The organism is Marinococcus luteus, from assembly GCF_900106595.1.
In the GTDB taxonomy this organism is placed as follows: Bacteria; Bacillota; Bacilli; order Bacillales; family Marinococcaceae; genus Marinococcus; species Marinococcus luteus.
Window position 1 is genome coordinate 195,810 of sequence record NZ_FNNC01000002.1, and the last position, 13,392, is coordinate 209,201.

Genomic DNA, 13,392 nt, shown 5'->3' on the forward strand with positions numbered 1-13,392 from the left:
ATATGTTAACTAAAACCTTAACCAATTCCTTTTCTATAAAAAACCGAAGCACCCAGGGCGCTTCGGTTCATCCGGTAATATGCTGCGCTATAAACACGGTAAGCGGCAGCAGAAGCAGGCTGAGGACCGTTGTCGCAATCAGCGCCACGATACCAAGCTGCTTGGAGCCCCCGTGAATGTAGCGTTCAAATAACACAGTAGCAAGTGTAAAGGTGGGCATCGACGCCTGCACAATAATGATCTTAGCGAGAAGCGCCGGAATCGGAAGCAGCCACACCAATAGACAGGCCGCGGCCGGCACAGTGAACACCTTCACGAGTATGGCCGTTCCCATAAACCGCTTGTACCCTGTCTTCACCATTTTCCAGTTCGCAGACGTAATCGTCGGAATCAAAAGCCCGATCAGAATCATCGCAAGCGGCGCTGCCAGACCCGAAATGGTGTTTACCGTCTCGAGAAAAATCATCGGAAGCATAATACCGGCGGAGGCCAAAAGCACCGAACAGACAAGCGACAGAAACGGCGTATTTAAAATTGCCGTCAGCTGCCGGAACGAAAAGCGCCCGGGCTTCAACAGCAGAATACCAATTGTGAACACACTCGTCATGGTCCCGGCATCATACACCGCCGCATACGACCCTGCTTCGGTTCCAAACAAAATTGTAATCAGCGGAATGCCGATAAAACCGGTATTGCCGCATCCCGAAACAATCGCAAGCTGGCGGGCCTCCATGTCAGTGTAATGAAACGAGCGCCCAATCGAATAGCCAAGAGCCATCCCCGTCCACGTAAGCCCGAGCGCACATGCGTAAACCATCGCAAACGATGCCCACGTGGAGCTGTTGAAATCCAGCTGAAAAATACTGTACACCACCACAGCCGGAAGCGCGAAATTAATAGCTACAAAGGAGATAAAACGGCGCGTTTCCACCGATACATCAATCATTTTAGAGGTGACAAGGCCGATCACAACCATCACGGCCATCATAAACACCGGCGTAATTATATCAATAATAGACATCCGTCTCGCCTCGGTTCTTTCATTATTTTCCTGAAGCTGCACGTGTTCTATCTTAATACAAATCAGCCGGAATGAAAACGAATGAAAGCTTGCTGTATCAATAAATTCCATGCAACCGCTTCCCCTGCGCGAAAAAAAGCCGCCCTCCGGCTCGAAGGCAGCGCCCGTTACTGGGTCGTCTTAGGTTCTGGGTGCTTCTTGCGGTTCAACAGCCGCCGCAGGTCGTCCTTCTGCTGTCTGGAAACGAGAATATACAGAAAATCTCCCTCCTGGACCTCGGTATTTCCGCCTGGTGTTACGAGTTCGTTGTTTCGCACCATGGCGCTTACGGTCGCGTCATTTGGAAAGTTGATTTCATACAGCTGTTTCCCTACAATCGCCGATTCCTCGCTCGCTTCAAACTGCACCATTTCCGCATTTGCCGAGCCCATACTGACGAGCTCGATAGAATGGTACGGTATTTCTTTTTTCGGGCCAACCAGATGCAGAAGCTTCGCCACATAGGAGATGCTTGAACCCTGGATGAGCGCGGAGGTCAACACGATAAAAAATACAAGGTTAAAAATCAGCTGGGCATTGTCGAGACCGGCGACCACGGGAAACGTTGCCAGTACGATCGGTACCGCTCCGCGCAGTCCCGCCCACGATAAAAACGTCCGCTCTTTCATCGTATAGCCGAGAAATGCCGTAGATATAAAAACGGCGAGCGGCCGTGCGACAAACATCAGGACAAAGGAGAGGGCGATACCGGCAAGCATCACGTCTGCTGTAAATACCTGACCCGGAAAAGCAAGCAGACCAAGAATAATAAACATCAGAATCTGGCTCATCCAGGCGAATCCTTCATTAAACTGAAAGATCGAGTAGCGGAATGTAAGCTCAGAGTTGCCGATTACAAGCGCGGCTATGTATACTGCTAAAAACCCGCTCGCTCCAACAGCCGCCGTCACGCTGTAGGCCAGAAGCGCAAAGGCCACCGAAAAAATCGGGTACAGACCACTCGATTCGAGACCGATATGGTTGATCGAAAACGAAGCGAAACGGCCGAACAGCAGGCCGAAAATAATGCCCGCGCCGATCTGCCAGAAAAAGGACGGAATGAGCATCCAGATGTTGGCATCCACATTTGTCAGCAGTTCAATAAAAGAAATAGTTAAAAAGACAGCCATCGGGTCGTTCGTTCCCGACTCGGCTTCAAGCGTTGCCCCGAGCTTGGCTTTAATATTTCTCTCCTTCAGGGCAGCGAAAACGGCCGCGGCGTCGGTGGAGCCGACGATGGACCCGAGAAGCAGCGCTTCGTACCAGGTGAAGTCGAGCAGCAGATACGCCGTGCCCCCGATACATAAAGAGGTAATCACTACTCCTGCGGTCGCGAGCGAAATGGACGGTACCGCCACCCGGCGCACCGTTGCCCATTTTGTCTGCAGGCCGCCCTCAAACAGGATAATCACGAGGGCAAATATACCGACCAGCTGGGCTACTTCGGCGTTATCAAAATAAACGATTTCCAGGCCATCGCTTCCGATCAGCATGCCAATAAGAATAAACAGTACCAGAGCCGGCAGTCCGAGCCGGTTCGAAAATTTAGCAACAATAATGCCGGCCACCAGCAGTAAACCGACAAGCAGAACGACTCCATCGTTTGCTTCCAAAAAATCCAATATGTTTCGTTCCTTTCATGACACATGCTTCTTCATGCGTTATGTTTTATAGTTTTACGGTGTTTTAATAGGAGAGCATACGCGCCGGCTGCGGAAAAGAATGACGCTGAGTCAAACCGGGAGAATGGTACATAATAATATACCCTTATATTTTAACATTGATTTTTTATTCTCCATAGCAATCAGCCCTCCAGCGTTTGCATGCGTAATGAAACCTTTTACAGGGAAAGGACGTATAGTGGTATACGCACATTAAAAGGAGGCAACCATTCATGGAAACGTCCCGGATACTCAAATGGGTCACCGGCGGGATTGAACTGTTTCTCGGTATCCCGATTCTCGGCGGACTCATTATTGTCGGCACAGGGTACCTGCCGCTGCAGATTATGCTTGTTGTCCATATTATCGCTCTTATTGCGTCTATTTATGATAAGCAAAAGAAAAGCGGCAACATTCTCGGCATCATTACGTCCGTCGTCGCCTATATCCCGATTGTCGGTATGTTTATGCACATCCTTACCGGCATCTGGCTGCTTGTTGAAGCCTTTGGATATCAGCGCGAAAAAGAAATTTAAAGCGGGGCACGCCTCACGCAGGCGTGTCCTGTTTATTTCTGCCCAAAAACAGGAATATGATTTTTAATACTTTTCAGGAAAGGAAGCAGTTACTTATGGCCAAATGGAAAACGTCTACGCAGGCAGCAATGCTGCGTTCTTTTCAAAAACGCGTCAGCCAGCAGTCCCAGTCGTATATTACTCCCCCGGCGGCTGATTCGGTGAGCACCTTTTCCTACCTGGTCGAAACGACGCCCGGAGTTACACCGGTACATATTTATTATCCGATCGCGGACGTTTCCAAAAAACTTCCAGTATATATCAATATGCACGGAGGCGGGTTTGTGATGGGCAGCGCTGATGAAGATGCGGGCTGGTGCAGATACATTGCCGCTGAAGTATCGTGTGTGGTCGTAAACATCGACTACCACCTCGCGCCGAAGACCCGTTTTCCGGCAACCGTGCTCGAAGTGTTTGAAATTGTCGAATGGCTCACAGCACATGCCGGGCGCCTTTCGCTGCAAATGGATAACTATGTGCTCGGCGGCCACAGCGCCGGAGGCAATTTTGCTGCCACGGCGAGCATGATGCTGCGTGATACCGGCCACACGCTCCCGAAGCTGCAGATTCTTGACTATCCCGTGCTCGACCTGCAGACGGACCCCTACGAAAAGCCGGCGTATTCGACCGCCATTCCGCCGTCCATTGCGCAGATTTTTAACGACAGCTACCTGCAGACACCGCAGGACGCCCGTCATCCTTACGTCTCGCCGTTGTATGCTGAACATCTCGAAGGCCTGCCTCCGGCGCTCGTCATTACCGCTGAATACGATTCGCTCGCCAGAGAAGCGGCCCAGTACGTGAACCGCCTGGAAAAAGCCGGCGTCGCTGTGCAGCATTACCCATTTTCTGCGACCAGCCACGGATTTACGCATATGGGAAATGAAGAAACCGCGCTCGAAGCATGGGCCACAATCATTCATGCGCTGAAACGCGCCCTGAAATAAAATAAACCGCCCGTTCGGTAACGGCCGGCTCATGCGCCGCCCTTCCCCGGGGCGGCTTTTTTAGTTACAGATCGTGTCTTCGCAGATGTCGCGGTTTTCCATGTCGATCTGGATGGTCGTATGGTGGATGCCGTACTCCCTGTGCAACAGCTCGTTGGCATTTTTCAGCGCCTTCTGCTGGCTCGTGCCTTCTTCAACGACCAGGTGGCAGCTGAGGGCCGGAAAGTCTGACGTAATCGACCAGACATGCAGATCGTGCAGATCCTTGACATGCTCGACAGTCAGCAGCTGTTCTTTTATCTGCTTCGTATCGATTCCTTCCGGCGTTCCTTCCATGAGTACGTGCACCGAATCCCGCAACACCCGGAGTCCGCTGATGAAGACAAGCACCGCAACAACCATGCTTGCGATCGGGTCAGCAAGGCTCCAGCCAAACAGCATGATTAAAATCGCAGCTGTAATGGCGCCGACCGAGCCGAGCAGGTCGCCGAGTACGTGCAGAAACGCGCTCCGGACGTTTAAATTTTCATGGTTGTCTCCGCTGTGAAGAATGCGGGCCACAACAATGTTGACGATCAGGCCGATGGTGGCCACGATGAGCATCCCCGTGCTGACCACAGACGGCGGGTCCATTAAACGCTGAATGCCTTCATACGTAATATATACGGCAATCACCACCAGCGCGAGGCCGTTAATAAACGCAGCCAGCACTTCAAACCGGCGGTAGCCGTAAGTTTTCGACGAGGTCGCACTGCGGCTGCCGTACCATATGGCTGCAAAGCTGAGGCCAAGGGCTGCTGAATCACTCAACATATGCCCGGCGTCAGAAAGCAGCGCCAGACTGTTCGTCCACAGGCCGCCGATCACTTCGACGACCATAAAAACAGTAATTAAAATAAATGACCATTTCAGGGCCGTTTGGTTTGTTGTTCCGTGATCATGGCTGTGTCCTTCATGCGACATAATGTCTCCTCCCTGCTTCTTTGCTTTTATATTCAAATAAACTTTTGATTATATTATACCACTTTCACTCTTTTATTCAAACATTCTTTTGAATAATAAAATGTCTAAATTTTTCTTTAGAAGGGAATACAGTAACGTACGTAGAAGTTAACGTTTACAAAAACCACACAAGGAGAAGATGTTTATGCACAAACTCGTCAAACAGGCAGGCCTTGGCGCCTGCGGGCTGATCGCTGCAGCAGCTGCCTATGCATTCTTTTCACCGCGGCCGGCCGCCTGGTATGTAAAGCAGGCCTTTAAAGGCGGACTCGAAACCGAAGCTCCCGATTTTGCCGAAGCAGCCGAAAAAACGGTGCAGTACCACGATATTGACTACGAATCCCAATACCGTAACGGCCGGCTTGATGTTATTTTAACGACGAAAAAAGAAGAAAAAACGCCGGTTGTTTTTTGGATGCACGGCGGTGCCTACATCGGAGGCGACAAGCAGGATGCTTCCAAATACACCACCTACCTGGCCGCCTCCGGCTATAATGTGATCAACATTAATTATGAACTCGCTCCGGCCGCCGCTTATCCGGCTCCATTAATCCAGCTTGATGAAGCGTACCGCTTTATTAAACGACATGCCGATGACTACGGCCTCGATCTGACTAATATTTTTTTCGCCGGCGACTCTGCCGGAGCACAGATTGTCTCCCAGTACGTGGCCATCCAGCTGAACGAGGGGTACTCCCCGTGGGTGCCGGTAAAACGGCATATTGACCCGCTTTATATTAAAGGGGTGCTGCTGTTTTGCGGGCCGTTTGATCTTCGCCAGATCGCGGGAGCGCCGCTCGGCTGGTTCAACCACTTCCTGTTCAAACGTATCGGCTGGGCGTATATCGGCACTTACAATTGGGAGAACGCTCCGGCTCTTACGGAAATATCAATGCTCCAGCGTCCACCGGAAAAATTTGCGCCTACGTTTATAACCGACGGCAATAAAAACTCCTTTGACACCCAGGGCCGCCGGCTTGCTGCCATGCTGAGCCGCCGTGTACCCGTCCGGGACATTTTCTACGACAAGGATGAAACACCGGTCGAACACCAGTATCAGTTTCAAATGGACAAACCTGCCGCCCGGCAGACATTCCGCTCCCTCACAGCTTTTATTGATACGTACAGTCGTACGTAAACACCGAAAAGGGCCTGCTTCGCAAACATGCGTTCAGGCCCTTTTTCTATGTCGGCTGTTACATATTCAACAGCGTCCCGAGTCGATTCATGATTTCGCCGCCGTTTTCGCCAACAATCACGTCGTCCTCGAGCCGGATGCCGCCCCAGCCTTCAATATAGATGCCAGGCTCAATGGTGAGCACCATTCCGGCTTCAAGCAGGGCGTCATTGCCGCCGTGAATGGACGGTTCCTCGTGCACGTCCATACCGAGACCGTGACCGACACGGGTAATAAAATGACCGCCATAGCCGGCTTCTGTGAGCACGTCCCGCGCGGCTTTATCCACGTCCCCGATTCGCCCGCCGTTCCGGCACGCCTCTATCGCTTCTGCTTTCGCATCCGACACGAGCTCAAGGCGTGCCTGAGTGAGTTCATCAGCTCCGCCGAATACCCAGGTGCGTGTCATGTCGGAGCAGAAGCGTCCGTACCGCGCGCCTAGATCCACCAGAACCAGATCCCCCTTTTGCAGGTGGGCTTCTGACGGAACGCCGTGCGGATAAGCACTTTTTTCTCCGAACAGTACGATTGTCTCAAACGCAGCACCGTCTGCTCCTCCCTGCTTCATCGCATCTTCAAGCTGATGAACGACCTGCCGCTCGGTCACTCCTTCCCGGAGTCCGGCTGCCACGGTTTCAAGCGCCCGTTCGGCAATATCGACTGCCTGATGGATCTGTATCAGCTCCTCCGTCGATTTCACCTGGCGGCTCTGCACAATCACCCGTTCAAAATCTGTATAGCGGACTCCCGGATAGATGTGCTGAAGCTTTTCGAACCGGACCACAGATAAATGATTCTTTTCCACTGCAATCCGGACCGGGTTCGGCATTTGTTTATGAAGTGCTTTTTTCACACTTTCCCAGGGGTCGTCGCTGTCCGTGTAGGTCACAGTGCTTCCATGCCACCCGCTTTTTTCCACCAGCGTCTTTTCCATTTCCGGACAGACGAGTATCGGCTCTGCATGCTGAAAAAGGATAAGCATCAAAAGCCGTTCATGCGGATCTGTGTAAAAGCCACTCGCATAATAAATATTAGCGGGGTTTGTGAGAACGGCTGCGTCCTCCTCCCGTTCTGTTAACGCCTCGGTCCATGCTTTAATTACAGCAGTCATCTTTTGGCCTCCTTTTTCTTTAGTATCGCACAATTTTTTAAATGCTTTCCAGCCCTTCTTTTCCCCAGGGTTTGCCTAAAGGCAAAAACGGGAAACAATGACAACGATAAGTGTAACGACGCCCTTTTTGGATGCGTACACATAGATAGATAAACAGCGGGGTGGTTTCGCGCATACCGTGCAAACCATAAAGGGGGGACAGCATCTATGCAGAATCAGGAGTGGATCTTTAACGATATACTTTTCTTTTCCTCCCACAATTCAGTTCCAGTCTACAATCATGGAGGAGAAACGATCGGCCTGCTTGAACGCGCCGACGCTAAATCCATCGAGGTTAACACAGATCATATGCGTACCGGGGACGCTTACCGGTTTAAAGATATGCACGGCCGCACGCGGATGGCCATGGGTGTAAAAAAAGGAAAGATGCACCGGCGCCTCCGCTATCATTATATGTTTCAGCCATGCAGCGAAGAAGAAGAAATTGAGCTGCGCGATCAAATATTTTTTCCTTACTTTCGTTTTCATGTAAAAGGGCACATTAACGATGAGCAGCTCGAAATCTACGAGAACCGCCACGAACAGCTGATCGTGCGGTGCGAAAAAGTAACCGTCGCTACGATTACATTTAATAACTCCGGGTGGAAGGTTTCCGCCTCAGTCAATAAAATTCAGGATTCCTGCGTGACCACTCCGGAATTTCTTACCCTCGCCTACTGTATGTTCCGCTTGAACGACTTTGAATCCTCCGATATTAAAACGCTGTAAGTAACACGCGAAGCACGGAGTTTACTTCATTACCATGCGATTGACGTCTATCCGTATACGAAGGCTGATGAACAGGAGCACTGAACGGTGCTCTTTTTTATGGCTTCAAGCACATTAAAAAAACCCGTCTTCCCCAAAAAGGAAGGCGGGTTTTGTCCGTTAGTTGATTAGTCTACTACTGTTACTTCCACGTCCTGACGCCCGAATTCAAAAGCGTCCGATTTTGTTGGTACGTGAATGTCGATGCGGTCGTTGTTGATGGCACCGCCGGTGTCGGCTGCTTCATATGTGCCCATGCCTTCAACCTTCACCGTGGAGCCGAGCGGGATCACGTCCGGGTCTACGGCAATAACGTTGGCGTCGCGGTCATTGTTCAGGTTTTTCCCTGTAGCGGTAATGCCGCTGCAGCCGGCACATTCAGCCGTGTAGGCAGTAGCTTCCATCGTCATGGTTTCGCCGCCGCTGTCTGCGTCACTACTGGTGGATTCTTCTGAAGAGCTGCTGCTTTCGCTTTCAGAGGAACTGCTTTCAGAGGATTCGGATGTAGAAGCTCCTTCCACTGCTTCGCCGCCGTCCACGTCATCGAGCGCCGCGCGGGTGTTCGGTCCGATAATGCCGTCTACTACCAGTCCCTGATCACGCTGGAAGCTGCGTACGGCGCTGTCCGTGATCGGTCCGTAAATACCGTCTACGGCGTAGTCGTAATAGCCTTCATCCTCGAGAACGGACTGCGCTTCGGATACGTCGTCCCCGCGGTCCCCTTTATTTAATAAGTCTGCTGCGTCCGACACGGCCGGTGCTGCTGCAAGAAGTCCCGTTCCGAGTGCGAAACCACCGGCCCATTTCATCGATTGACGTACAGAAAACATATATGAATACCCCCAACTGTTTGAATTTCTCTCACAGCAAGAACTATAACGAACCGCCATGGGGGACTTCAAGCTTATTAGTTAATTGTAATTACATTGTAATTTCTATGTAATTATTACTAATGGTTGATAAATTCTCATAATAATTCCTCTGTTTTTTCTTATTTTCAGCAATTGCCCCTGACCGGCGACTTACAGATGCTTTCTGTTATCCATTCATGCCATCAGCGGCAACACTTCATTTTTTCTTCTATTACAAAAGCTTTTCGTTCCTGTTACAGGAAATTTGCTTTTTTTCACGAAAATATTTAAGTAAACGGCCCGAGGATTCTCAAACTAAACCGAAGGGGTGCTTCGGCATGTTTACTGGCAGTCTGATTGTTCATATCACTGCAGGCTTTCTGGCTCTTGGCGTGTTTTGGGTGCCGTTAGTGACTAAAAAGGGAGGACGAGCACACAGGCGCGCAGGCTGGGTGTTCGTCTTTGCGATGATGACCGTCGCCTTTACCGCCTTTCACCTTTCCTTTTACCGTTTGTTTATTTCTGTTGGCCGCACGCCCGGTGAAGACGCCTTTTCCTATTTTCTCTTATTTATCGCTGTGCTGAGCATTGCCACCGCCTGGCACGGCATGCGGGTGCTCCGTTTTAAAAAACGAAAGGCCATCCACCGTCACCCTGTCGACATCGGCATTTCCTTCCTTCTTCTTGGTTCCGGACTGGCAGCCTGCTTATACGGCTTCGTGCAGGGCATTGCTCTCATTACCTACTTTCCTCTCATCGGTGTCGTTCTTGGCAGCCTCCAGCTGTACTACTGGCTGCGACCTCCAGCCGAACGCATGCACTGGATCTATGAGCATTTAGGGAGCATGATCGGCTGTTCCATTGCTACGATTACGGCTTTCACGGTGTTCGGGGCGCCGCAGCTGTTGAACATGGAAGAAGTTTCATTATTCATCTGGATTCTTCCGACCTTTTTGCTTCTGCCGCTCATTATCGGATTCTCCCGCCACTACCAGCGGAAATTCAACCCACCCGTCAGCAAATAAGTGATGTATTTCTTTCCTGCCTGCAAAACCCGGGCTGTTCCCACATAAAAAAAGCCGATCCTGAAAAAGAATCAGCTACTTCTCTGTTTGTTGTCTGACCAGCATGCGCCTGATGCGAAGCGTGCGGTTCGCGGGCAATTTATCATCTTTCAAGTATGCAGCTTATTCCACAAAAAAAACTGGAAGCCCCTGGCTTCCAGTACATATTACTTTTATTCTTTACTATCCACGATCAATATATCGCAGCTCGCCGAACGGACGACGGCTTCGGAGAAGCTGCCCATCAGCGTGCGGTCCATTTTATTCTTGCTCGTCTGCGGAAGCAGCACCAGATCAATCTGATAGTCCGGCACTACCTTCTGCAGGAGCGTCTGTGTCGGTGCTCCGTGCTCGACAATCAGCTGCGCATCAAGCTTACCGTGGCCGTGGGACTCTGCTTTCTGCTTCACTGTGTGAAGTGTTTCGGTTGCTTCTTGTTCAGCTTTTTTTAAGACATCTTCTTCATAGCGGGCAAACGGGCCATAGCCTTTTTCCTCAACCATAGATGCTAAATAAAGGTTCGCTCCGTGAAGCTCGGCCAGATCGCAGCCCTTTTGTACGACATGCTCCGGCACGCCTGCCGTTGGATGTACGCCGATTAAAATGTTTTTGTATAGTTCCATATTTATACGCCTCCTTATTAAGTATATGGAATGCGTAATACGCCTATTCCCACCTACCGGAAAATGTATGCATTAATTCTGGAAAGCCGGAGAAGTTCCGGCGGTTACGTGCAGCTGCGAAGTTCCTTGGATGTCCGCCCTGGCAGGGCTCGTCCCGCTTTCCATACGCGGAAAACTGCTCAAATATATTTCCAGGCGCAAGTGGTTCCCCGCTGAAAACCGGTACGCCGTTCTGCCGATATCGATAGTGTCTTCCCCAGCCTGCACAGTATCCACCACGTTCCATGCACTCCCGTCCGGCTTTACATCGCTTATCCGCAGGCCGACCGGAAGACCCGGGCGGCTCAAGGTCATCCGCAGGCGGGCCTGCACGGTGCCGAGCATTTCCCAGTCGCTTCGCAGCGGTGCGGTCGTATACACCAGCACGTCGCTCCGTTCCTGTATCTCCTGTTGGTCAAAGCTTCCCGCCGGAAATCCGCTCATTAAAATATTTCCACCGCTCGTCGGCACCGGATGGTCCGGATCATGCCGCACCCGGCGGCCGGGCGCCCCCTGCTTTGGTGCTTCCGTGGACAGCAGGCCGTCTGGGTGCAGGTAAAACACCGTCTCCGACTGCCCCTCCGGTATTTCTGCGCCGCTTCTCCATTCGCCGGCGCGCATCATGTAATAGTGCACCGGATCCCGGGGCGGCGTTTTTTCGTCCTTCAGCCAGCGGTCAAACCACTGCAGAAACAGCCCGGTCCGGTCGATCTGGGCGTCCGGAAAAAACATGTCTCCCGCTTGGCCGCTCTGGTCTTCGTGCGTCCATGGACCAATCCAGATCTCCGCAGGTCCGGCCGTTCTTTGATACAAATCAATGGTTTCCTCAAGAAAGCAGTCGTACCATCCGGCGAGAAAAAGGGCCGGCACTTTAATGCTCTCCGGAGACGCCTGCATCCGCTGCCTGCTTTCTGCAGAAACATTTTCAAGCAGAAAGTCTTGATAGTAATCCGGCAGGCCGGCAGCTGTGACCGGCGGCCACGTGAGCGGGTCTCCCTTCCCGAGCCAGCCCGTCAGATCTTCAAGGTACCCGCTGATACGTGCCGGGCCTTTGGGACCTTCCGCCCGCTCCAGATGATCCGGAAGCATGGACCCGGCGACCCACGACTGCCATTTCCCGAGTTCAAGCACGCCACGGTCTCCCCGCATCGTGCTCCAGCCGTCCGCAAACGCCATCACCGGCGCTATGGCCTGCAGCGACGGCGGCTGTCCGGCAGCCACTGCCACCTGGGTGAAGCCGTGATACGACATGCCAATCATGCCAACTTTCCCGTTCACCTCCGGGAGGCATGCCGCCCATTCCACCGACACGTACCCGTCGGCGGCTTCATATATAAATGGATAAAAAGTTCCATCGGAGGCAAACCGGCCGCGCACGTCCTGAATAACGACCACGTATCCGGCCGCTGTCAGGCGCCCGGCATCAACAAACGTTTCCCGGTAGCGGCGGGTCGTTTTGTCATACGGGAGCCGCAGCAAAAGAGCCGGCCAGCTTCCCTCCCCGTCCGGGCGGTACACGTCTGCGCGCAGCACAGTGCCGTCACGCATCCGGCTTTCCGCCTGCTTTTCAATACGCATCGCCATTCTCCTTTACGAACGTACTTCCTCGTGGCCGATCGAAAATGTTCCGCCCGATACGTCCTTCACATTGTGCACGACAATGAACGCATTCGGATCCACTTCTTTAATCACCCGTTTCAGACGGAGCAGACGGTGCGAATGAATAACAATATACAGCACGCGGCGCTGTTCTTTCATATATTCCCCCCGTCCGTCAAAAACGGTCGCACTCGAGGCAAGCTCCTTCGTAATACGCTCTGAGATCTGTTCGGAGTAAGGGGATACCACGTTGAGCGCTTTTTTCGAGTCAAAGCCGCCGAGCACAAAGTCGGTGACGACCTTCCCGATATAGAGCGTAATCAGGGTATACATCGTAGACACCGGCCCGATAATGAAAATCCCTGCAATAACGACGAGCGCATCCAGAACGAGCGTCATGCCGGTCAGGTCCCAGCCGAGCTGCTGGTTAAAGGCACGGGCAATAATGGATGTGCCCCCGACGGAGCTTCCCGCCTGATAAATAAAGCCAAAGCCGACACCGGTAATCGCCCCCGCGAAAATTGCCGCAAGCATCGGGTCCTCCATTGGCCGGGCATACAGGCCTTCAAAAATCCAGATGAATATTGAAAACAGCGCCACATTAAAAATCGTTTTATACACCATGTGTCGCGGCAGGTAACGGATTCCTACTCCTAGCAGGAGAAGGAAAATAATCGGTGTCGAAATACTCGGCGAAATGTCTAACCCGTAATAGATCAAAAGCGACATACCAACAATGCCGCCCTCGGCAATGGAGTTTGGCATCGCAAGCTGTGTCACCGCGAGCGCAAACAGCAGCGTGCCGATAATAATGTACATTATATTTTTCATACTTTCTTTCCCCCTGCATACATATTTTCAGACAAAACTACATTA

The 13,392-nt window shown here is 51.8% G+C and carries 13 protein-coding genes; 5 read left to right on the top strand and 8 right to left on the bottom strand.

Going from position 1 to position 13,392, the window contains the following annotated elements; translation table 11 throughout:
- Positions 1-67: 67 nt before the first annotated feature.
- Both BLV22_RS06385 and BLV22_RS06390 read right to left on the bottom strand, forming a co-directional pair.
- Positions 68-1,132, bottom strand: a complete 1,065-nt coding sequence (locus tag BLV22_RS06385; RefSeq protein ID WP_091612779.1) for an AEC family transporter — start codon at positions 1,130-1,132, stop codon at positions 68-70.
- A 56-nt stretch (positions 1,133-1,188) separates the two neighbouring features.
- Positions 1,189-2,682 (bottom strand): potassium/proton antiporter, encoded by a 1,494-nt coding sequence (locus tag BLV22_RS06390; protein ID WP_425433791.1) that lies wholly within the window; start codon positions 2,680-2,682, stop codon positions 1,189-1,191.
- A gap of 272 nt (positions 2,683-2,954) precedes the next feature.
- On the opposite strand from BLV22_RS06390, the gene BLV22_RS06395 reads away from it, so the two are divergent.
- Both BLV22_RS06395 and BLV22_RS06400 read left to right on the top strand, forming a co-directional pair.
- Positions 2,955-3,257 (top strand): hypothetical protein, encoded by a 303-nt coding sequence (locus BLV22_RS06395; RefSeq protein WP_091612785.1) that lies wholly within the window; start codon positions 2,955-2,957, stop codon positions 3,255-3,257.
- A 95-nt stretch (positions 3,258-3,352) separates the two neighbouring features.
- Positions 3,353-4,243, top strand: a complete 891-nt coding sequence (locus tag BLV22_RS06400) for an alpha/beta hydrolase (protein ID WP_176967681.1) — start codon at positions 3,353-3,355, stop codon at positions 4,241-4,243.
- Positions 4,244-4,303: 60 nt separating this feature from the next.
- Here the strand turns inward: BLV22_RS06400 and BLV22_RS06405 are convergent, their stop codons facing one another.
- Positions 4,304-5,206 carry a cation diffusion facilitator family transporter gene (locus BLV22_RS06405; RefSeq protein WP_091612790.1) on the bottom strand — a complete coding sequence of 301 codons (903 nt, stop codon included), beginning with the start codon at positions 5,204-5,206 and terminating at the stop codon, positions 4,304-4,306.
- Positions 5,207-5,390: 184 nt separating this feature from the next.
- Here BLV22_RS06405 and BLV22_RS06410 point away from each other — a divergent pair, with 184 nt between their 5' ends.
- Positions 5,391-6,383, top strand: a complete 993-nt coding sequence (locus BLV22_RS06410; protein WP_176967682.1) for an alpha/beta hydrolase — start codon at positions 5,391-5,393, stop codon at positions 6,381-6,383.
- A gap of 58 nt (positions 6,384-6,441) precedes the next feature.
- Here BLV22_RS06410 and BLV22_RS06415 read toward each other — a convergent pair whose 3' ends face one another.
- Positions 6,442-7,533, bottom strand: coding sequence for a M24 family metallopeptidase (locus tag BLV22_RS06415; protein ID WP_091612796.1), 1,092 nt, complete (start codon positions 7,531-7,533; stop codon positions 6,442-6,444).
- 207 nt (positions 7,534-7,740) lie between these two features.
- Here BLV22_RS06415 and BLV22_RS06420 point away from each other — a divergent pair, with 207 nt between their 5' ends.
- The gene (locus tag BLV22_RS06420; protein WP_091612798.1) at positions 7,741-8,301 is read left to right on the top strand and encodes a hypothetical protein; all 561 of its coding nucleotides are present in this window, start codon (positions 7,741-7,743) and stop codon (positions 8,299-8,301) included.
- Positions 8,302-8,468: 167 nt separating this feature from the next.
- Here BLV22_RS06420 and BLV22_RS06425 read toward each other — a convergent pair whose 3' ends face one another.
- Complete coding sequence (locus BLV22_RS06425) at positions 8,469-9,170, bottom strand: peptidoglycan-binding protein (protein WP_176967683.1); 702 nt, start codon at positions 9,168-9,170, stop codon at positions 8,469-8,471.
- A 359-nt stretch (positions 9,171-9,529) separates the two neighbouring features.
- Between BLV22_RS06425 and BLV22_RS06430 the strand changes: the two genes are divergently transcribed.
- Positions 9,530-10,216, top strand: a complete 687-nt coding sequence (locus BLV22_RS06430) for a DUF2306 domain-containing protein (RefSeq protein WP_091612804.1) — start codon at positions 9,530-9,532, stop codon at positions 10,214-10,216.
- A 212-nt stretch (positions 10,217-10,428) separates the two neighbouring features.
- Here the strand turns inward: BLV22_RS06430 and BLV22_RS06435 are convergent, their stop codons facing one another.
- From BLV22_RS06435 to BLV22_RS06445, 3 genes are all read right to left on the bottom strand, one after another.
- A complete protein-coding gene (locus BLV22_RS06435) occupies positions 10,429-10,878 on the bottom strand; it encodes a universal stress protein (protein ID WP_091612807.1) in 450 nt (149 codons plus the stop codon).
- Between the two features lie 72 nt (positions 10,879-10,950).
- A complete protein-coding gene (locus BLV22_RS06440; protein ID WP_176967684.1) occupies positions 10,951-12,495 on the bottom strand; it encodes a CocE/NonD family hydrolase in 1,545 nt (514 codons plus the stop codon).
- A gap of 12 nt (positions 12,496-12,507) precedes the next feature.
- A complete protein-coding gene (locus BLV22_RS06445; RefSeq protein ID WP_091612812.1) occupies positions 12,508-13,347 on the bottom strand; it encodes a YitT family protein in 840 nt (279 codons plus the stop codon).
- Between the last annotated feature and the right edge of the window lie 45 nt (positions 13,348-13,392).

Coding starts and splice junctions, on each gene's coding strand:
- BLV22_RS06405 (WP_091612790.1), bottom strand. CDS start 5,206: ATGTCGCATGAAGGACACAGCCATGATCACGGAACAACAAACCAAACG.
- BLV22_RS06440 (WP_176967684.1), bottom strand. CDS start 12,495: ATGCGTATTGAAAAGCAGGCGGAAAGCCGGATGCGTGACGGCACTGTG.
- BLV22_RS06445 (WP_091612812.1), bottom strand. CDS start 13,347: ATGAAAAATATAATGTACATTATTATCGGCACGCTGCTGTTTGCGCTC.
- BLV22_RS06410 (WP_176967682.1), top strand. CDS start 5,391: ATGCACAAACTCGTCAAACAGGCAGGCCTTGGCGCCTGCGGGCTGATC.
- BLV22_RS06430 (WP_091612804.1), top strand. CDS start 9,530: ATGTTTACTGGCAGTCTGATTGTTCATATCACTGCAGGCTTTCTGGCT.
- BLV22_RS06425 (WP_176967683.1), bottom strand. CDS start 9,170: ATGTTTTCTGTACGTCAATCGATGAAATGGGCCGGTGGTTTCGCACTC.
- BLV22_RS06395 (WP_091612785.1), top strand. CDS start 2,955: ATGGAAACGTCCCGGATACTCAAATGGGTCACCGGCGGGATTGAACTG.
- BLV22_RS06385 (WP_091612779.1), bottom strand. CDS start 1,132: ATGGAATTTATTGATACAGCAAGCTTTCATTCGTTTTCATTCCGGCTG.
- BLV22_RS06435 (WP_091612807.1), bottom strand. CDS start 10,878: ATGGAACTATACAAAAACATTTTAATCGGCGTACATCCAACGGCAGGC.
- BLV22_RS06400 (WP_176967681.1), top strand. CDS start 3,353: ATGGCCAAATGGAAAACGTCTACGCAGGCAGCAATGCTGCGTTCTTTT.
- BLV22_RS06420 (WP_091612798.1), top strand. CDS start 7,741: ATGCAGAATCAGGAGTGGATCTTTAACGATATACTTTTCTTTTCCTCC.
- BLV22_RS06415 (WP_091612796.1), bottom strand. CDS start 7,533: ATGACTGCTGTAATTAAAGCATGGACCGAGGCGTTAACAGAACGGGAG.